We start from the raw sequence: 19,785 nt of genomic DNA, 5'->3' as shown, positions 1-19,785 counted from the left end.
CATCACCCGCTGCGGACTTTTTATAATGCTCTCATCGACTCGACTCAAGGAGCGTGGAGCGTTTTTATATTTCAGAGCTTCTTTCGAGCGAAGGAAGTCTTTACATGAGCGCTAATTGACCAGCGAGCGTTCAGTCTCAAAGGGGTCGTTCCGTTGCTGTGCCGGGGACCAGGACGTGTGCCACCCCGTGCTCTCGACCACGTGCAGGGCCGCATTAATTTTGCCCAGATATGCCTCGATTTCTGTTCTGGCTTCAGCCGAAGCATACACTCTTTCCAGCCTTCCGGAGAGCGAGATCAGGGTGGACTGCAAATAACAGGCCGCTTCGCCGAATCTTGCCGCAGTATATGAGGGCCGATGGCTGCGAAGCTGCGCGAATAATTTCGCGGACTCTTCATAGGAGCCTTGGTCGTACAGACGCTCTGCCGCTACGAAAATCAGATCGGTGCTGTACAGGCCCGGGTCCTGCAGGGGCAGTTCTTCGAGCGCATGGATTTTTGCCGCTGCAAGCGACTTATATCCTTCCTGATATAACAGGCAAATCAGTGCATAATAAGCATGGTCGCCATATTCAGCCAGCAATTCCTCGGCCGCATCGATCATGCCGAGCGATACCGCGATGTCAGCCCATTCGATTCGCTCGGTCAAGCTGAGACTGGCTTCCAGCTGCGTACGCTTCAGCTTCCGTTCACAGAGAAGCTGAATGATCCGATGCTTGCTCTTCCGGTCCGTAAGCTCATTCAGCCCTTCCCCGTGACCCGCCTGGTTGCCTTGGTTCATAAGCTGCAGCGCTTCGGGGATCCGGTCGCTCCGGATCAGGCTGCATATGTACATATGCCATTGTTCATGGGTTAAACGGTCAAGGCGCGAGAGACATTCTGCGGCAATCGAATAGGAGCCGATATAATATAGCGCCTTGCCCAGCATTGCTTCCGAATTCGTGCAGCCTCCTGCTTCCCGCGCAAGGGAAGCGTAAATATCGGAATCTGCCGATCCCTGCGCATGGAGGAGGGCAGCCCACTGGTTCAAGGCCTCCTGTGCATATGCTCCCTTCTTCGAGAGAACGGTCCGAAATGCATTCTCCGCATCTTGGAAAGAACGAAGACGCATGCTTAATAGACCATACTCAAGCCAGATCAGATCCGAATCTTTCCATTCGGTCTGGGCCCCTTGGTCTCTATTCAATGGAGAGGATAGCGCCGCTTCCCTGAAGCTCACAAGCGCTTCCTCAAGATATCCGCGTCTTTCGTACCACTTCCCGCGTTCATAGATCGTTGAAGGCGGGCTTGTAATTGGTTCGGTTTCAATAAATGGTATATGTCGCATGTCGAAGCCTCCCAATGTAATAACACAGGTTCCGGTGTGAAAGTCATGGTCGAATTTCGAAAAAAAGAGAAAAAAGTCGAAAAAAGAGTCTAAAGTCCTAGTAATGCCGGGAGCTTGCGTGTTTATTCAATCTCTTGGCGGTAATAATATCCATGATGGTTGCCTCTGGCCCCCATTGATTCTGCCATTGCTTGAGCATAATGCGGATCTGCCAGGCTCGTCCCACCATATGAATCGAATGCTCCCCTTGATAGCTCTTCATCACGCGTTCCTTCTTTCTCGGAAATTTTGATATAATACACCTTATGCAATAGCATGGGCAGTCATGCCGTTTTTAAACTTAAGGAGGCTAAATCTATGAACGTGACCGGCAGCAGCAACCGCGAAGCTTCAAATAAAATGCTGGAAGAAACGACAATATCGACGCAGCCTGTATTCGACGGGAAGATCATTTCCCTTCAGGTGGATACCGTCCGCCTTCCGGACGGGCAGACAGCAACGCGGGAAGTCGTAAGGCATCCTGGTGCCGTAGCGGTCCTTGCGTTAAAAGGGGATAAAATGCTGGTCGTCGACCAGTTCAGGCAGCCGCTGGGGCGCTGCGAGGTGGAGATTCCCGCCGGCAAGCTGGAGCGCGGCGAGGATCCGATGGAAGCTGCAAAGCGGGAGCTGCAGGAGGAGACGGGCTATGCATGCGGTTCGATTCGCAAGCTGCACTCCTTTTACACGTCCCCGGGCTTTGCCGACGAAATCATTCATCTCTATCTGGCCGAAGATCTTGTGAGTGGAGCCATGAACCCGGATGAGGATGAATTTCTCCAATTGATGGAAGTCACGCTGGAGGAAGCCTATGATCTTATAAGAGAAGAAAGAATCAGCGATGCCAAAACGATTCTGGCGGTGTATGCATGGAAAATGTATACGATGACGGGAACGATCTGACATGAGTTCGGGTAAGAAGCTTGACTTCCAGCAGGACCTGCACAGCTACTATTGCGATATGCATATTCATATCGGCCGAACGGACAGCGGACAAGCTGTCAAAATTAGCGCAAGCAACAACCTGACGTTCGAGAACATTGCGGCGGAAGCCTCCGAACGGAAAGGCATCCGGATGATCGGCATTATCGACTGCCACTCTCCTTCCGTGCAGGACGATATCACCCGCTGCCTGGACAGCGGAGTCATGGAAGAAATCGAGGGCGGGGGCATCGCCTACCGGGATACGGTCATTCTTCTCGGCAGCGAGATCGAAATACGCGAGCCGGGCCTGGGAGCGGCGCATGTGCTTGCGTATTTTCCGGATTTGGGCACCATGCGCGAGTTCACGGACTGGATGTCCCGCTATATGAAAAATGTCCAGCTGAGCTCGCAGCGAATCTATGTGTCTCCGCGGGAGCTGCAGCGGGAAATCATCGGCCGCGGCGGCCTGCTCATTCCCGCGCATGTATTTACGCCTCATAAAGGGCTGTACGGCAGCATGGCGGATCGGATGAGCGATGTGTTTGATCTTGAAGGGATTGCAGGCATCGAGCTTGGTCTCAGCGCCGATTCCTCGATGGCGGGATTGATCAGCGAGCTCGACCGCTACACCTTTCTGACCAATTCGGACGCGCATTCGCTGGGGAAGATCGGAAGGGAATACAACCGGATTGATATGGCCGGCCCATCGTTCGAGGAATTCAAAATGGCGCTTCAGATGAAGGAAGGGCGGAGGGTGTCGGCGAACTACGGCCTGAAACCGAAGCTGGGGAAATACCATCGGACCTATTGCGGCGGATGCGAGAGCATCCTCGATCAGGAGCACTTAGCTGCCGAATCCGGGCCGCCAAGATGCCCGTACTGCGGCAGCACCAAGCTCATCCAGGGCGTCCTTGACCGGATCCTTGATATTGCAGACCGGGAGGATCCGCGCATACCGCCGACCCGGCCGCCATACCATTATCAGGTTCCGCTTGAGTTCATCCCCGGCCTCGGCAAATCGGCTATGGGGAAGCTGCTGGCCGCCTTCGGGACCGAAATGGCGATTCTTCATCAAGCCACCGAAACGGAGCTTGCGGAGGTCGCCGGGGAGAAACTTGCAGCCAGCATTGTCAAGGCAAGAAACGGAACGCTGGCCCTGTCCTCGGGCGGTGGAGGCACCTATGGCAAGGTGATGAAGTAAGGACACGCCGGGGTCCGTCCCCGGAACCTTTCTTCCAGTCATAGAATTCGAGAGGGGATCATAGAGTAGAGTAGAGACAGGAAAGGAGACTCTATTCTATGCAATCATTCCGCCAGACGTTAAAGGATCAGACACCGCTCTATGTATTTGTTGCTGTCTTGTTTCTGGTCGGCGTGCTCTTCGGGGCGCTGATGGTCAATGCGCTGTCGTTGGAGCAGCAGCAGGACATGGCCAGGCACTTGAACCATTTTTTCATTAACGTGCAGGACAGCAGCGAAACCATGATGCAGTCCTCCTACTGGAGCATAGCGGGTCTTCATCTGAAATGGATCGGACTAATATGGATTTTAGGCTTGTCGGTGATCGGCCTGCCGGGCATTCTCATTTTGGATTTTTTGAAGGGAGTTCTGATCGGCTTTACCGTCGGATACTTGGTTGGGCAATACTCGTGGACCGGTCTGCTATTCGCACTGGTATCCATCGCGCCGCAAAACCTGGTCATTATCCCGATGCTGATGATGTGCAGCGTTGCAGCCATCTCGTTCTCCCTATATATCATCAGAAATCGATTTTTGATGCATCGCGGAGGCAGCATGGTACGGCCGCTGACATCCTATGCACTGATAACGCTCTGCATGGTGGTTCTGGCGCTGTGCATTTCGTCCTTTGAGACGTGGGTAACGCCGGCGATGATGCAGTGGGTAACCCCGATGCTGCTGTAATGCCGCGTGTTTTAGCGGAGAGTAAAAGCGTTTGACTTTGTTTGTCAAATCCCCCTATAATGAAGGAAGTGACAATGACGTGCAGTGATTTCCAAGGGGGAGGGAAACGATGGAAGCGCGGATCGACAAAATTAAGCAGCAGCTGCAATCCCAAGGTTACAAATTAACGCCCCAGCGGGAAGCCACGGTTAGCGTGTTGTTGGAGAATGAAGACGACCACCTTAGCGCAGAAGATGTATTTATGCTCGTGAAAGAGAAAGCTCCGGAGATCGGTCTGGCAACCGTATACCGTACCCTGGAGCTGCTGAGTGAGCTTCATGTCGTAGAGAAGATCAATTTCGGCGATGGTGTCGCAAGATACGACCTTCGAACAGATACTTCGAAACATCATCACCATCATCTAATATGCACTCAATGTGGAAGCATGGATGAAATACGCGAGGATTGGCTCGGTCCCTTAGAGGAACGACTGGAGCGCGAATTCAATTTCACCGTGCACGACCATCGGCTTGATTTCCACGGCATATGCTACCGTTGCAAGGAGAAGGGCAAGAACGACCCTGATAAATCTTAACTTATAACCAACATCATATGGCGTGGTGATTCATCACGGCAAAGCCCTCTTTAACGCATACAGCCGGGAGGGCTTTTCATTTGGGTAGGAAATGGACATGAGTACATACTCGATTCAGGCGGGAATCGTGCCGAATTGCGCTTTGCCCCTTATCGGATGCCGGTATATATGCCGGCCCGGTATCATAGTCTTAATGTGACGAGCTTTCGGGCTCAAGCGTACAAAGAACACAAGGGGGACGCATGATCATGATTATATCGATCCGCAAAATCGCCGCATGGATCCGCTTCATTTCCATGTTCGCCCTGTTAACGATGTTTTTCTATTATATCCTTGGATGGGTGGGAGACTGGTTAACCCCATCCGACCCTTACCGTACGCCGACCGGTCATGCCGTAAAGGCATTTCAGCCGGAGAGCACGTTAGATGCTAGATATTCGCCGATGGAACGTCTCCGTTTATATTACTGGTATGGCGAGTAGATGTTCCAAAGGGCATGCAGGGTCAGGTGGAAACGATGCTTCAATATGTAGATGAATACTTAGAATATTTGGAAGAGTCAAAACGATTGTCGCCGCGAACGATTGAGTCGTACCGGACGGACATCATCAGCTTTATCGCGTTTGCGGCCGAGAGGGACGTCACGGAACCAGGGGATGTTAATCGTGCGCTGCTCGGAATATACCTTGGCCGAATGCGCCAGCAGGGGAGGGCGGCTTCGACCCAGCTGCGCTGCATCGCGTCGCTCCGGTCTTTTTTTCAGTATTTGGTCCGCCGGGCCGTCATCATCCAGGATCCCACCTTGCTGCTGGAATCGCCCAAGCCGGAGCGCAGGCCTCCTAAGGCTCTTGAGGAGCAGCAGGTAGACAAGCTGCTGGCGGCTCCGGATTGCGATTCTCCGCAAGGGGCAAGGGACAAGGCGATGCTCGAGCTTCTCTATGCCTCCGGAATTAAGGTTTCGGAGCTAGTGTCGCTGAGCCTGGACGACGTGGATCTACGGATGCGATTTTTGCGCTGCGCGGCAGGTGAGGGTAAGGAACGGATCCTGCCGATCACAAGAACCGCTGCCCGGCATGTGGAATTTTATGTCCATGAAATGAGGGACAAGCTGCTCAAGGATGATGGGGAAGACGGACTGTTCCTGAATACGCAGGGCAAACGGCTGTCGAGGCAGGGCTTTTGGAAAATTATCAAGAAATACGGCAAGTCGGCCGGTATCGAGGAAGAGATCACGCCTCACACGCTCCGGCATTCCTTTGCGGTCCATTTGCTGCAGAACGGAGCTGACCTGCGCTCGGTACAGGAAATGCTTGGGCATTCGGCACTTTCCACGACGGGCATGTACCAATCGGCCAAGAAGAGCATGAAGGAAGTGTACGACCACTTTCATCCCAGGGCTTGAATATAGACGGCTTTGCATATGATCTGCAAATCATAATCGATAACCACACAGTTAGGGGAGAACGAGATGAGTTCAGTAAACCAAGCAAGCATTAAAGAAGCGGCGGAATATATCCGCCGGCAGCATGACGTCAAGCCCGAGGTAGGTCTCATCCTGGGTTCGGGTCTTGGCGTCCTGGCGGATCTGATGGAGAATGCGGTATCGATCAACTATCAAGACATCCCGCATTTTCCGGTATCGACGGTTGAAGGTCATGAAGGCGAGCTGCTGCTGGGAACGATTCACGGCCGGAGCGTCGTGCTGATGAAGGGCCGGTTTCACATGTATGAGGGCTACGGCCCCGAGCTGACTGCCTTTCCTGTCCGGGTCATGAAGGAACTTGGGGTGCAGAGCCTGCTTGTCACCAATGCGGCCGGCGGCATCAACACGTCCTTCGAGCCGGGAGATCTCATGCTGATCTCGGATCATCTGAATATGACGGGAAAAAATCCGCTGATCGGACCTAATGATCCGGCGCTGGGCGTCCGGTTCCCGGATATGTCCGAGGCATACAGCCGCAGACTGCGGCAGCTGGCGAAGGAAATTGCCGTGAGCCAGAGCGTTGTCCTCAGAGAAGGGGTTTACGCCGGCTTGCTGGGTCCAACCTATGAAACGCCGGCCGAAATCCGGATGCTGCGTACCCTTGGCGCCGACGCGGTTGGCATGTCAACCGTTTCCGAAGTGATCGTAGCAAGACATGCCGGACTAGAGGTGCTTGGCATTTCCTGTATCAGTAACATGGCAGCGGGAATTTTGGATCAGCCGCTTTCCCATGACGAGGTAATGGAGACCGCGGAGAAGGTACGAGAGAAGTTTCTCGGTTTGGTCATGGCGATTATCCCGAAAATGTAATCCATCTTACGGAAGAACAGAAGACCTGTACTTGCGAGGCGAATAACGCTGTCGTTTAGTACGGGTCTTTTTTTGCATCCAGCCTAAATACTGGAATAATTTGTTTCCAACCTGACGACAATGGTTAGAGAGACCCGTATACGTACGGGATGCCATTACGAGTGTCAGGAGGGGACGGAATTGAAAAAAGCGTTAATCGCTGGACTGTTTGCTTTCATTGTTGGATGGTCCAGTGCGGCAGTTCCAAGCTATGCCGAGGAAAACAGTAATACCGGCGGATTATCCCAAGGGGAGCTGGCGCCTAGTGCCCGTTCCGCCATCTTGCTTGATGCGGATACCGGAACCATCATTTACGAAAAAAACAGCCATGATAAGCTGCCTCCGGCCAGCATCACAAAAATTATGACGATGCTGCTGACGATGGAGGCGATCGACGAAGGACGTTTGAAGTTAACCGATAAGGTTCGCACCAGCGAGTATGCCGCTTCGATGGGGGGATCCCAAATCTTCCTCGAGCCCGGGGAAGAAATGACCGTCGAAGAAATGCTCAAGGGGATCGCTATGGCATCCGGCAACGACGCTTCCGTTGCGATGGCAGAGAAGATTGCAGGCACGGAGGAAGCCTTTGTCAAGCTGATGAACGAGAAAGCGGCGGAGCTCGGGATGAAGGATACGCATTTCGTCAATTGCAACGGATTGCCGGCAGACAACCATTATACTTCGGCGCATGACATCGCCCTGATGAGCCGCGAGCTGCTGAAATACGAGGGAATCACGAAGTATACCGGCGCCTATCAGGATTATTTGCGAAAGGATACGCCAAAGCCGTTCTGGCTGGTCAATACGAACAAGCTGGTCCGTTTTTACACGGGGGCGGACGGTTTGAAAACCGGCTATACCTCGGAGGCCAAATTTTGCTTGTCGGCAACGGCCAAGCGGGACGGATTGCGCACGATCGCGGTGGTGATGGGAGCTCCGGATACGAAGACGCGCAACAATGAAGTGTCCCGGTTATTCGATTATGCCTTCTCCCAATATGCGATGCATTCCATTTATAAGCCGGGTGAAGTGCTCGGGGTCCTGAAGGTACAGAAGGGCAGCGTGCCGGAGATTACCATTCAGGCCGACAAAGAGTACAACGTGCTGGTCAAAAAGAATGCGAAAACCGAGGATATCCGGCATGAGCTTCAATGGACCGAAGGTCTGAAGGCTCCGGTTGCCGCCGGGCAAGTGATCGGAAAGCTGTCGGTTTACCAAGGGGACGCGCTGGTGAAGGAATTTGAACTGACGTCACCGGTCGAGGTGAAGAAAGCCGGATTCTGGAAGCTTTTTAAACGGACGACAGGCAAGTTGTTTCATGTAGATTGATAGGAGTTTTCTTCTAGTTTTGTCGGGGAGCAGGAAAGTCTTTTTCCATTGTAGAAATCTTTGTTCATGTCAGGGAGGAGAGTGAGCAAACATGAATCTGCATGTTGATATGGAGCATCACAGGCATGTGCTGATCGTTCGTTTGTCCGGGGAACTCGACCATCATACGGCCGATTCGGTTCGTCTTCAGCTGGATGAAGCCATCCAGCGGCGGCAAACGGAGCACTTGGTGCTAAGCTTGAAGGATCTGGAGTTTATGGACAGCTCGGGTCTTGGCGTCATTCTGGGACGCTATAAATTCATCAAGCAAAAAGGCGGCAAGATGGCGGTCTGCGACGTCAAACCGCAGGTTTATCGTCTGCTTGAAATGTCGGGCTTGTTCAAGATCATGCCGATCTATGAGAACGAGGGTACGGCGCTCTCGGGTTTGGAGGTAGTGTCATGAGTGAAGGTAAGTCGCAGCATAATTTTATGACTCTGCAGTTTGCCGCCAAGTCGGAAAACGAATCCTTTGCCCGTGTTGCCGTGGCAGCGTTCATATCCCAGCTGGATCCGACGATGGATGAGCTGAGCGACCTGAAGACGGTCGTATCCGAAGCGGTGACCAACTGCATCATTCACGGATATGACAGCAATCCGGAGGGGATCGTGAAGATCGAAGCTTCGATTGACGGAGATATCATCACCCTCTGTATTGAAGATGACGGCAGAGGCATCGAGGATCTGGAAATGGCCAAGCAGCCGCTGTACACGTCCAAGCCTGAGCTGGAGCGATCCGGTATGGGGTTCACGATTATGGAGAACTTCATGGATGAATTTGAAGTGGTCAGCCAGCCGGGCAGCGGCACCTCGATCAAAATGAAAAAGAGGATCGAATCTAAGAAAGCTTTATATAATTAGGGGTTGGACAAATGGATGCCGATGTGAAAAAAACTTCGCAGACTTATTTGGACGACGCGGAGGTCAAACGACTCATTGCACTCAGCCAAAACGGGGATCATGTTGCCCGGGATACGCTTGTCAATTGTAATATTCGGCTTGTCTGGTCTGTCGTTCAGCGGTTTATGAACCGGGGGTATGAGCCGGATGATCTTTTTCAAATCGGCTGTATCGGTCTCCTGAAGTCCGTGGACAAGTTCGATCTCAGTTATGACGTAAAGTTCTCTACCTATGCCGTGCCGATGATTATCGGGGAGATTCAGCGCTTCCTGCGGGATGACGGGACCTTGAAGGTCAGCCGCTCCCTCAAGGAAATGGCCAATAAAGTCAGGAAGAAGCGGGACGAGCTGTCCAAGCAGCTCGACCGTCTGCCGACGGTGAAGGAGGTTGCCGAGGAGCTGGGGGTAACGCCGGAGGACGTGGTGTTTGCCCAGGAAGCCAACAAGCCGCCGACCTCCATTCATGAAACGGTATTCGAGAATGACGGGGATCCGATTACGCTGATGGATCAGATAGCCGATGATTCGCAGGAGCGCTGGTTCGACAAGCTGGCTTTGAATGAAGCGATCGGAAGCTTGACCGAACGGGAACGCCTTATCGTTTATTTGCGGTATTACCGGGATCAGACGCAATCGGAAGTGGCCAGCCGGCTCGGGATTTCCCAGGTACAGGTGTCGAGGCTGGAGAAAAAAATACTGCAGAGCATTCGGAATGAAATCGCGCAGTAGCGCAATTGCCGATTCCGGTATGCTGTGTGCTCGATACGAGCGCCTCTTTCGAAATGGAGAGGCGCTTTTTCGTGCTCGCGAAGAGGTATAGGCTATGCTCCTTTCTTTGTGAATGCAGCATTATTGGATCATTTGAGGGCGCAGTCTTTTTGGAGAAATGGAGTAGAATCCACAGCGATTTCCCATACTAACGGTAATTTAGCAGTAAAGGAGTGTTTTTGGATGAAGGTCAATCCCACTCCGACGGTGTTTCTGCAGCTGCGAAGCCGCATACGTATTCCGAAAGACCAAACCGTCAAGCTTGGCGATGTCGCTTTCATCGTCTGCGATCCGGAATGGGAAGAACGGCTTGCCGCCCTTCCCCTCGTGCAGCCGAAGGACATGGACGGCAATCGGATGGTGATGGACTTGATCCAGATCATACCGAGGATCCGGCAGCTCATTCCGGACGTGCATATCGAGCCGATGGGCAACCACCATACGCTACTCGAGCTCACCGGACCGGAGAGCAGAAGCTCCAGGCTGTGGTTCCCGCTCGTTTGGCTGCTGCTGTTTTTTGGGTCGGCGCTTACGATTATGAATTTCCATGCGGACGTCAATATGCTCGAGGTGCAGATCCGAATAGTCGAGATGGTAACGGGAGAAAGGGATGAGCATCCTTACCTGTTCCAAATTGCCTATTCCCTTGGTCTTGGGTTCGGCATGACGGTATTCTTCAATCATTTGTTCAAGAAAAAGTGGAACGAGGAGCCGACACCGCTGGAAGTCGAAATGTATCTGTATCAGGAAAACCTGGACCAGTATGTCGTGGCCGAAGAGTATCGGAAAATGAATAAGGCGGCAGAAGGGCGCGGGAATGAATCATGATGACCTCGATGCTCCAGGGAATATTTACGTGCGTGCTTGGCGTGGCAGGGGGGATCGCGGTCGGAGGCGGAGTCATTGCCCTGATCATCGTGCTCGATATCATCCCGCGGCTGTCCCAGTTAACCTCGACCTATCACCGGGTCCATTGGTATGAGGGAGCGCTGATTTCCGGCTCCTTTATCGGCACGCTTGCGGACTTCTGGCATTGGTCGGTTCCGCTCGGGCCGGTTGTGAGCACGATCATCGGGCTGATGTGCGGCATCTTCATCGGCATGCTGGCAGCAGCACTGACGGAAGTATTGAATGTTCTGCCAATTTTGGCGAAGCGGCTTCGTTTAACCGGTTATTTATTCGGGCTGCTGATGGCGATGGTTGCCGGAAAGGTCGCCGGCTCGCTGTTCGATTGGCTTATATACAATCAATGATAGTTACTCGATCAGGAGGTATAGAATGGACGAGAATACAACCTATAACGAAGGCATAGAACCGGACATCCCGGTAATCCCGCCATCCGAAATCAAGGAGCTGGAGGAGGAGGCGCTTAAGGAAAAGAGAAATGCGGAAACCTCGGACAGCACGGAGGAATCGGTCATATACTGGCAAGGCGAGGATCGGGTGCCGGAGAAGATCAGCGTCCTGAAAGAGACGCTGAAGGAAGTGATGGGCTACGGCGTTTCCTTTGACGTCATCATCCGCGAGATGACCTTTGCGGGAAGGCCGGCAGCGCTCTTGTTCCTAAACGGCTTCACGAATGATGTCATCGTTTCCGAAATATTAACCCGTCTTACCTACCTGACGCCCGAGGATGTCAGGGACGGCCACGCGCTGAACGATATGATGAAGGCGTATATTCCTCATGTCCAGGTTGAACAGGTGTCGAAGCTGAGCAAGGTGATCAATGACGTGTTATGCGGAATTTGCGCGTTGTTCATCGAGGGCGCTAGCACCGCCATCCTGCTGGATACCCGGAAATATCCCGTGCGCGGGCTTGAAGAGCCGGCGGTTGAACGCGTCGTTCGTGGAGCTAGGGACGGGTTCACGGAGACGATCGTAACCAATATCAATCTCGTGCGGCGGCGGGTCCGCGACCCGGGGCTTCATGTGGAGACGATGAAGGTAGGAAGACGGACCAAGACGGATGTGAGCCTGCTCTTTATCGACGATATTGCCGATCGCGTGCAGGTAGAAGCGATTCGCCGGAAAATAAAGCAGCTTGATCTCGAAGGGCTGCCGCTCGGCGACAAGCAGCTGGAGGAAGCAATCGTGAATAAGGGCTGGCATCCGTACCCGCTCGTCCGATACTCGGAGCGGCCGGACGTGGTAGCCTCACACCTTCTGGAGGGACGGATCGTCGTCATGGTCGATACATCGCCCAGCGTAATGATTATGCCGACGACCTTCTTCGATTTATGCCAGCATGCCGAAGAGAACCGGCAAACCGCGTTTATGGGCACCTATTTAAGATGGATCCGCTTTGGCGGCATCTTCGCCTCGATGTTCCTGCTTCCGCTCTGGATGCTGCTTGTCGTCCATCCGGAGCTGAAGCCGCCGGCGCTGGATATCCTTGGGCCGCAGGAGAATGCCAAGATTCCGATTATCGGGCAATTTCTGATCGTCGAATTCGGCGTCGATCTGCTGCGTTTGGCGGCCGTTCATACGCCGACGCCGCTCGCCTCGGCCATGGGCTTGATCGCTGCGATTCTGATCGGCGATATTGCCGTCAAGACCGGGCTGTTCGTCAATGAGGTGGTGCTTTATATGGCCGTTGCAGCTATCGGCATGTTCGCCACGCCGAGCTACGAGCTCGGGCTCGCCAACCGGATGGTCCGGCTCGTCCTGCTCGTAGCGACGGCGCTGTTTGGTGTGAAAGGGTTCGTGATCGGCAGCACGCTGCTGATTCTATCCTTGACGACGCATCGCTCCTATAACTCGTCGTACTTATGGCCGTTTATACCATTTAGTGCAAAGGCCATGGGCGAGATTTTATTCCGTAAACCGCTGCTGACGTCAACGAGACGCCCGGCGCTCAACAAGACGAGGGATCACACCAAAATGGGGACTGAAATGAATTCCAAAGGAAGGCATTGATAATAACACAAATGATGTGTTGAAAAATCCATTTTGCTTACGTTTCGTTGTCTGCTATACTGTGAACAATTATTCGATTATCCTATTTTTGATAAAGCGATCGGAGGAATTGTAAGCATGTTTCTACACGGTACCAGCAAGATTAACGAACAGGGACGTTTGGAGATCGGCGGATGCGACACATCCGAATTGAAAGCCCAGTACGGTACGCCTCTATATATTGTGGACGAGCAAGCGGTCCGGAATCGCTGCCGGGAATATATTGAAGCCTTTAAGGCTTCCGGTTTGAAGTTTCAAGTCGCGTACGCCAGCAAAGCGTTCTGCGTGATGGCCATGTGCCAGCTCGCTGAGGAGGAAGGGATGTCGCTGGACGTCGTTTCCGACGGGGAGCTGTACACGGCGCTGCAAGCCGGCTTTCCGGTACAGCGGATCCATTTTCACGGCAACAACAAGACGCCTGAAGAAATCGAAATGGCCATTGATGCCGAAATCGGCTGCTTCGTCGTGGACAATGTAGTCGAGCTGCATATGCTGCAGGCGATCGCGGCCGAGAAGAACCGGAAGGTGAACATTCTCCTTCGTTTAACGCCGGGCGTTGAGGCGCATACCCATGAATATATCTCGACCGGCCAAACCGATTCCAAATTCGGATTCGATATCGGAAACGGCTCGGCGTTTGAAGCGGTGAAGCTGGCAGCGGCACAGAATAACATTCAATTGATCGGCATCCATTCCCATATCGGCTCGCAAATTTTCGAAGTCGAAGGATTCCAGATGGCCGTTGGGCGCGTTGCCGAATTTGCGGCGAAGGTCAAAGCAGATCTGGGCATTACCTTCAAGGTAGTCAATCTTGGCGGCGGATTCGGAATTCGCTATGTCGACGGAGATACCCCGCTGCATGTTTCCGACTACGTTAAAGCGATTACGGATGCGGTGAAGACCCATTTTGCCGGCATTGGCAGCGAGCTGCCTGAGATTTGGGTAGAGCCTGGCCGCAGTATCGTGGGTGAAGCAGGCACCACGCTGTATACGGTAGGGACCAGCAAGGACATTCCGGGCGTGCGGAAATACGTGGCCGTAGACGGCGGAATGACTGACAACCCGAGACCGGCCCTGTACGAATCGAAATATGAGGCCATTCTGGCCAACCGTGCAAACGAGAAGCCAGAGGAGACGGTTTCGATTGCCGGCAAGTGCTGCGAGAGCGGTGACATGCTGATCTGGGACCTGGATCTGCCTAAGGTTAACACGGGAGACCTGCTGGCCGTATCCTGCACAGGCGCTTATAACTATTCCATGGCAAGCAACTACAACCGCATCCGCAGACCTGCCGTCGTTTTTGTTAAGGATGGCCAGAGCCGGCTTGTCGTTCGCCGCGAGTCGCTCCAGGATATTATCAGCAATGACGTCGTTTCTGCCCGGATTGCCAAAGAAACCGTTACAAGCTAAGTTGTTTCGATCGGCAGAACCAACACCTTACAGGGTGTGAGCCAGGATTCGACGATTCCTTTAAAAGCCCGCCAGACCGCTTGATCGGTTTGGTTGGGCTTTTTTACAGACCACGGAGCCTTCGCGGACGATGGACGCTGAAAGCATCTAAGCGTGAAGCCCCCCTCAAGATGAGATTTCCCAGTATGTAAGACTAAAGATGCGGGTTCATTTTGCGTCCCAAGTTATTTCATAGTAAACTAGAACTTGCATGTTTTATGAAATGCGTATCTTAGGGAATGTACATCGAAAGGAGATATTCGATATGGCAAAAAAAGCGAGAATCACACTGGAAAACGGCAAAGAGGTACTGCTCGATCTGTTTGAGAAGGATGCGCCGAACACGGTTGCTAATTTTGAAAAGCTTGCGAATTCCGGCTTCTATAACGGTCTAGTATTCCACCGCGTCATTCCGGGCTTCGTCGCTCAAGGCGGCTGCCCGAACGGAACAGGTACAGGCGGACCGGGCTACACGATCGATTGCGAGATCAACCCGAACAAGCATGAGCGTGGAAGCCTGGCTATGGCGCATGCCGGACGCAACACGGGCGGAAGCCAGTTCTATGTATGCTATGAGCCGCAGCCTCACTTGGACGGACAGCATACCGTATTCGGCAAGGTCGTTGAAGGCATGGAGCATATCGATGCTTTTAAAGGCCGCGACAAGATGGAAAAAGTCGAAGTATTCGAAGCGTAACATGTAAGTGTTGGATGGACAGGCCACTCTTGTGGGGGCCTGTTTTTTTATGCGTGGGGTTCGGCCATGTATGGAACTTCCTGGCGGACAGCATGTGCGCGGCTGTCCAATACCTAGCCGTCGGTGATAGACTGCTCATGAGAGGTGCAAAGCCGGTGTACTAGGGTTACTGCAACACGGAGACACCCTTAAAAGGCAGAAATCAACGGAGCAGGCGGAATTCCTCAGAAGAAGCGAAGCGTGCCCCTATATTCCCGGATTTCGGCATTGGGAAGTCAATTCAACGAAATCCGGGAATAACAGGGATCGTAGGAGGGATCCGCATGCGGAATTTTGAGTTACCCAGAGGCCTTGAAGGGTTATCCGCAAGCATAGCCGCTAATTAGTTTACTCCAGATCAAGACGAAGCCGGTAGAAACAACGCCCGCAGTTCTTCCGGAACCGGTCGGCTCTTGCGGGTGCGGATATCGATCGTCACGATCGTTACAGCGGCATCGGCGCAAAGCTCCCCGTCCGTGTTATGGATCTGCTGAAGCAGCACAAAGCTGCTTAGTCCAAGCTTGTGAGACTCGGTTGAAATGTTCAGGCGCTCTCCCTGCCTGCATTCCTTCCTGTAATTAATATTAATGTTGACCGTGACAGTCTGCACACCCAATCCTTTCAGTACATCGTAGTGCAGATTCCCCGCCTCGTACCATTCTTCTCTTCCCCATTCCAGGTACTCCAGATATTTGGCGTTATTCACATGACCATTCACATCGATTTCCGTCGGTCTTACGATGATGTTAAGCGAGGTTTTCATTTACATGATCTCCTTTAACCTATACAATTCACGGTTTATCCTCCGCATTACTTGGTTCTCGTTGAGCGCACCGATTTCCTCCCGAACCTGCAACGGATATGAATTTATACAACCAAAAAGTTACTGACTAAATAAAAGTGAGTTAATTATCTTGCTTTTTTGCCTATGGAGTGTTAAGATTCATCGTAAGCAACAGCTAATTTCATATTGAATCCTTCGGGGCAGGGTGAAATTCCCTACCGGCGGTGATGATTGCAGCTCCGGCTGCGACTTAGTCCGTGACCCGGATACGTTATCGTATGCGGTGGACCTGGTGAAATTCCGGGACCGACAGTATAGTCTGGATGGGAGAAGGAACGAAAGTGGACTTGAGAGCATGTACAATAGCTATCTCTTGTCTTAGCTTTCTGATGTCATGCGTTATGTGAGGCTTTTCACATATGACGATTCTAGAGCGGGGGTGCTTTTTAAAGCGCCGCTTCTTTGGACGTTATATGAGAACCTCGGAACTAACGGTTATTTATGATGTCGTAAAGTGAACTGGTTTATTACGCCCTGTTTTGGATGAATCGCTTATCCTGAAACAGGGCTTTTTTATTCTGGAAAGGGGCTTGGGTAGCATGGAAGTCGTCAACGATGAATTTTATATGTCGCTTGCGCTGGATATGGCGGAACGCGCGCAAGGCCAGACCGGCATTAACCCCGTCGTCGGCTGTGTCGTCGTGAAGGACGGTGCTCTTGCGGGCGTCGGCGCCCATCTGGAGCGGGGAACGCCGCATGCTGAGGTCCATGCACTGAATATGGCCGGGAGCAAGGCGGCCGGAAGCACCGTGTATGTAACCCTTGAGCCCTGCAGCCATTACGGAGCGACTCCTCCATGCAGCGAGAGGCTCATAGCGGAAGGTGTTAAACGGGTCGTTGTCGCCTGCCAGGACCCCAATCCGCTGGTTGCCGGCCGTGGTCTGCAGATGCTGCGGGCAGCGGGCATTGAAGTGACGACAGGCGTCCTCGAAGAGCGGGCCGTCCGGTTGAACGAAGCCTTCAACAAATTTATTACGACCGGACTGCCGTTCGTCACCTTGAAGACAGCCAGTACGCTGGACGGGAAAATCGCCTCAAAGACCGGCGACAGCAAGTGGATATCCAATGAGGTGTCCCGGGAGCTGGTGCACACTCTCCGGCATCGACACCAGGGAATCATGGCAGGGGTTGCCACCGTTATTGCGGACGATCCGTCGCTGACGACGAGACTCCGCGTTGAAGGTCTTCAGCCCGTACGAATCATCGTGGATTCGCAGCTTCGCATCCCTTTGAATTGTCGTGTAGTCAGTGATGGCGCTGCCAAAACAGTCGTGCTGGCCACGGAGCTGGCCGACAAGGCGAAGCGGACCGCGCTGGAAGAACGGGGGGTGCAGATTCTGGTCTGCGGTCCCGGCCCGAGAGTCGACCTGCAGGCTGCGCTTATGGAGCTTGGTCGCATGGGCATCGCCTCCATCCTGGTTGAAGGAGGAGGAACCTTAAGCGGAAGCTTGCTGGAGAACAAACTGGTGGATCGCATCATCCAATTCATTGCCCCGAAGATTATTGGAGGGTTCGATGCACCGGGAAACTATATGTTCAGCGGGTATGAGCTGATGAGCGAAGCGATTGAGCTGACAGGACTCGAGACCCAAAGACTTGGCGACAATATTTATGTGACCGGCCAGCCGGTATGGAAGTCGTAAACGATTGAATGAAAGGAGGGATAGGATATGTTTACAGGGCTGATTGAAGAGATCGGCGAGATGAGACGAATCGGCCGCCAAGGCGAAGCGATGGTGCTCAGCATTTCGGCAAGCAAGGTCCTGGATGATCTAAAGCTAGGCGATAGTGTTGCTGTCAACGGGGTTTGCTTGACCGCGACAACGATCGATAAAGACAGCTTTACCGTCGATGTCATGCCGGAAACGTATCGAAACACCAATCTGAAGCAGCTACAACCGGGAAGCAAAGTCAATCTGGAACGGGCCATGGCAGCCGGAGGACGATTCGGCGGTCATATCGTACAGGGACATGTGGATGGGGTCGGCGTGATTCGAAGCGTGAGATCCGATCAGAATGCGGTCGTCTATGAAATTGCCCCGTCGAACGACGATGTGTTCAAATATATCCTTCCGAAAGGGTCCGTAACGCTGGACGGAATCAGTCTGACCGTCGTTCGAACGACGGATCATTCCTTCACCGTCTCCATCATTCCCCACACGCTTGCCGAAACGGTGCTGGCTTATAAGGGACCGGGGGATACGATTAACATCGAGTGCGATATTTTGGGCAAATACGTCGAGCATCTGCTGAATTACGGCAGTGAAGGAAACAGCTCCAGAAGAAGCAAAGCGGGGATCAGCCGGGATTATCTAGCCGAGCACGGATTTGCTTGATCGAAGCATCAGATTGACCCGAACGTTTAGACTTACGAGAAGGAGGAGTAGGAATGGAAGAGCGATTTTCTTTTCATACCATAGAAGAAGCTTTGCAGGATTTGAAGGAAGGGAAGATCGTTATCGTCGTTGACGATGAAGACCGCGAGAATGAAGGGGATTTTATCGCTCTAGCCGAAAAGGCAACCCCCGAGGTGATCAATTTCATGATTACGGAAGGGCGTGGATTGGTGTGTCTCCCGATGACGCCCTCGCGGGCTCAGGAGCTGGATCTGAAACCGATGGTTAGCCAAAATACGGACTATCATGGAACGGCCTTCACCGTTTCCATTGACCATAAAGATACGACAACCGGCATATCGGCCTATGAGCGCTCCGTAACGGTTCGCGGCATTATGGACCCGAATGCGACCGCAGCGGATTTCCGCAGACCGGGCCATATGTTCCCGCTGATTGCCAAAGAAGGGGGCGTCCTTCGCCGGGCAGGTCATACGGAGGCGGCTGTCGATCTTGCGAAGCTGTGCGGCTCTTACCCTGCCGGTGTCATCTGCGAAGTCATCAAGGAAGACGGAACCATGGCGCGTCTGCCGGATCTGATCGAAATATCGAAGAAGCACGGGATGAAGCTGATCAGCATCAAGGATCTGATTCATTACCGCAATGAGAAGGAGAAGCTGGTGCAGCGGGAAGTGGCGGTGCGGATGCCGACGGATTACGGGGTATTCCAGGCGGTGGCTTACACGAACGATGTCGACAACAAGGAGCATGTAGCGTTGGTCAAAGGCCAGATTAACGGCGATGAGCCGGTGCTGGTTCGCGTCCATTCGGAATGCCTGACCGGGGATGTCTTCCACTCCCACCGCTGCGACTGCGGCCCGCAGTTCGAGGCCGCGCTGCGGCAGATCGAGGAGGCCGGCAACGGCGTGCTGCTGTACATGCGCCAAGAGGGACGCGGCATCGGCTTGATCAACAAGCTGAAGGCATATAAGCTGCAGGAGGAGGGCTTCGATACGGTCGATGCCAACCTGAAGCTGGGCTTCCCGGCGGATTTAAGAGATTACGGCATTGGAGCGCAGATACTAAAGGATCTCGGCATTCGGAAGATTCGGCTGCTTACCAACAACCCGCGGAAGATCAAGGGCCTGGAGGGATATGGGCTTGAAGTTGTGGAGCGGGTGCCGATCCAGATGCCGGAGAACGAGGACAATACCGGATACCTGCATACAAAGCAGGCTAAGCTTGGGCATATGCTGAAGTTCGACGATTTGGAGCAGAACGAGAGCGCCAATTCTTAAGGGATATGACTCCCGCCGAG

General features: G+C 53.1%; 22 protein-coding genes and 1 riboswitch. Of the genes, 19 read left to right on the top strand and 3 right to left on the bottom strand.

Annotated features, from left to right (window positions below; genetic code table 11):
• Positions 1-111: 111 nt before the first annotated feature.
• Positions 112-1,326 carry a hypothetical protein gene (locus NSQ46_RS19465; RefSeq protein WP_007129753.1) on the bottom strand — a complete coding sequence of 405 codons (1,215 nt, stop codon included), beginning with the start codon at positions 1,324-1,326 and terminating at the stop codon, positions 112-114.
• A gap of 97 nt (positions 1,327-1,423) precedes the next feature.
• Positions 1,424-1,588 carry a Z-ring formation inhibitor MciZ gene (mciZ, locus tag NSQ46_RS19460; RefSeq protein WP_007129754.1) on the bottom strand — a complete coding sequence of 55 codons (165 nt, stop codon included), beginning with the start codon at positions 1,586-1,588 and terminating at the stop codon, positions 1,424-1,426.
• A gap of 95 nt (positions 1,589-1,683) precedes the next feature.
• Between mciZ and NSQ46_RS19455 the strand changes: the two genes are divergently transcribed.
• The 16 genes from NSQ46_RS19455 (at position 1,684) to NSQ46_RS19380 (ending at position 15,251) form a co-directional block, all read left to right on the top strand.
• Positions 1,684-2,265: an NUDIX hydrolase gene (locus tag NSQ46_RS19455; RefSeq protein WP_007129755.1), complete on the top strand. Its 582-nt coding sequence runs from the start codon at positions 1,684-1,686 to the stop codon at positions 2,263-2,265.
• Between the two features lies 1 nt (position 2,266).
• Positions 2,267-3,487 carry an endonuclease Q family protein gene (locus tag NSQ46_RS19450; RefSeq protein ID WP_342574434.1) on the top strand — a complete coding sequence of 407 codons (1,221 nt, stop codon included), beginning with the start codon at positions 2,267-2,269 and terminating at the stop codon, positions 3,485-3,487.
• A gap of 98 nt (positions 3,488-3,585) precedes the next feature.
• Positions 3,586-4,209, top strand: a complete 624-nt coding sequence (gene spoIIM / locus NSQ46_RS19445) for a stage II sporulation protein M (protein WP_007129757.1) — start codon at positions 3,586-3,588, stop codon at positions 4,207-4,209.
• A 109-nt stretch (positions 4,210-4,318) separates the two neighbouring features.
• Positions 4,319-4,783: a Fur family transcriptional regulator gene (locus NSQ46_RS19440; protein ID WP_007129758.1), complete on the top strand. Its 465-nt coding sequence runs from the start codon at positions 4,319-4,321 to the stop codon at positions 4,781-4,783.
• Positions 4,784-5,031: 248 nt separating this feature from the next.
• Positions 5,032-5,265, top strand: a complete 234-nt coding sequence (locus NSQ46_RS19435) for a YqzK family protein (RefSeq protein ID WP_007129759.1) — start codon at positions 5,032-5,034, stop codon at positions 5,263-5,265.
• 35 nt (positions 5,266-5,300) lie between these two features.
• Positions 5,301-6,185 (top strand): site-specific tyrosine recombinase, encoded by an 885-nt coding sequence (locus tag NSQ46_RS19430; protein ID WP_342574433.1) that lies wholly within the window; start codon positions 5,301-5,303, stop codon positions 6,183-6,185.
• Positions 6,186-6,251: 66 nt separating this feature from the next.
• On the top strand, positions 6,252-7,076 hold the full coding sequence (locus NSQ46_RS19425) for a purine-nucleoside phosphorylase (protein WP_007129761.1): 825 nt from the start codon (positions 6,252-6,254) through the stop codon (positions 7,074-7,076).
• Between the two features lie 180 nt (positions 7,077-7,256).
• Entirely contained in the window at positions 7,257-8,444 is a 1,188-nt protein-coding gene (locus NSQ46_RS19420) for a D-alanyl-D-alanine carboxypeptidase family protein (RefSeq protein ID WP_007129762.1), read from the top strand.
• A gap of 91 nt (positions 8,445-8,535) precedes the next feature.
• Positions 8,536-8,889, top strand: a complete 354-nt coding sequence (gene spoIIAA / locus NSQ46_RS19415) for an anti-sigma F factor antagonist (RefSeq protein WP_007129763.1) — start codon at positions 8,536-8,538, stop codon at positions 8,887-8,889.
• The gene (gene spoIIAB, locus NSQ46_RS19410; RefSeq protein WP_007129764.1) at positions 8,886-9,344 is read left to right on the top strand and encodes an anti-sigma F factor; all 459 of its coding nucleotides are present in this window, start codon (positions 8,886-8,888) and stop codon (positions 9,342-9,344) included. Before spoIIAA ends, spoIIAB begins: the two co-directional genes overlap by 4 nt.
• A gap of 11 nt (positions 9,345-9,355) precedes the next feature.
• Entirely contained in the window at positions 9,356-10,111 is a 756-nt protein-coding gene (gene sigF, locus NSQ46_RS19405) for an RNA polymerase sporulation sigma factor SigF (RefSeq protein ID WP_007129765.1), read from the top strand.
• A 222-nt stretch (positions 10,112-10,333) separates the two neighbouring features.
• On the top strand, positions 10,334-10,978 hold the full coding sequence (locus NSQ46_RS19400; RefSeq protein ID WP_007129766.1) for a stage V sporulation protein AA: 645 nt from the start codon (positions 10,334-10,336) through the stop codon (positions 10,976-10,978).
• Entirely contained in the window at positions 10,975-11,403 is a 429-nt protein-coding gene (locus NSQ46_RS19395; protein WP_007129767.1) for a stage V sporulation protein AB, read from the top strand. The genes NSQ46_RS19400 and NSQ46_RS19395 overlap by 4 nt, the downstream gene beginning before the upstream one ends.
• A gap of 25 nt (positions 11,404-11,428) precedes the next feature.
• Positions 11,429-13,066 (top strand): spore germination protein, encoded by a 1,638-nt coding sequence (locus NSQ46_RS19390; RefSeq protein ID WP_007129768.1) that lies wholly within the window; start codon positions 11,429-11,431, stop codon positions 13,064-13,066.
• 117 nt (positions 13,067-13,183) lie between these two features.
• Complete coding sequence (gene lysA, locus NSQ46_RS19385) at positions 13,184-14,515, top strand: diaminopimelate decarboxylase (protein ID WP_007129769.1); 1,332 nt, start codon at positions 13,184-13,186, stop codon at positions 14,513-14,515.
• A 304-nt stretch (positions 14,516-14,819) separates the two neighbouring features.
• Positions 14,820-15,251, top strand: a complete 432-nt coding sequence (locus NSQ46_RS19380; RefSeq protein ID WP_007129770.1) for a peptidylprolyl isomerase — start codon at positions 14,820-14,822, stop codon at positions 15,249-15,251.
• Positions 15,252-15,648: 397 nt separating this feature from the next.
• Here NSQ46_RS19380 and NSQ46_RS19375 read toward each other — a convergent pair whose 3' ends face one another.
• Positions 15,649-16,053, bottom strand: a complete 405-nt coding sequence (locus NSQ46_RS19375; protein ID WP_007129771.1) for a thioesterase family protein — start codon at positions 16,051-16,053, stop codon at positions 15,649-15,651.
• Positions 16,054-16,261: 208 nt separating this feature from the next.
• A riboswitch (FMN riboswitch) is annotated at positions 16,262-16,413 on the top strand.
• Between the two features lie 260 nt (positions 16,414-16,673).
• Here NSQ46_RS19375 and ribD point away from each other — a divergent pair.
• The 3 genes from ribD to NSQ46_RS19360 are packed head-to-tail and all read left to right on the top strand — an operon-like array spanning position 16,674 to position 19,765.
• On the top strand, positions 16,674-17,777 hold the full coding sequence (gene ribD, locus NSQ46_RS19370) for a bifunctional diaminohydroxyphosphoribosylaminopyrimidine deaminase/5-amino-6-(5-phosphoribosylamino)uracil reductase RibD (RefSeq protein ID WP_007129773.1): 1,104 nt from the start codon (positions 16,674-16,676) through the stop codon (positions 17,775-17,777).
• A 27-nt stretch (positions 17,778-17,804) separates the two neighbouring features.
• Positions 17,805-18,470, top strand: a complete 666-nt coding sequence (ribE, locus tag NSQ46_RS19365; RefSeq protein WP_007129774.1) for a riboflavin synthase — start codon at positions 17,805-17,807, stop codon at positions 18,468-18,470.
• Positions 18,471-18,523: 53 nt separating this feature from the next.
• Complete coding sequence (locus NSQ46_RS19360; protein ID WP_007129775.1) at positions 18,524-19,765, top strand: bifunctional 3,4-dihydroxy-2-butanone-4-phosphate synthase/GTP cyclohydrolase II; 1,242 nt, start codon at positions 18,524-18,526, stop codon at positions 19,763-19,765.
• The last annotated feature ends 20 nt before the right edge of the window (positions 19,766-19,785 follow it).

Source organism: Paenibacillus sp. FSL M8-0142 (assembly GCF_038597315.1).
Taxonomy (GTDB): Bacteria; Bacillota; Bacilli; order Paenibacillales; family Paenibacillaceae; genus Paenibacillus_AQ; species Paenibacillus_AQ lactis.
This window is presented reverse-complemented; position numbering and strand designations above follow the sequence as displayed.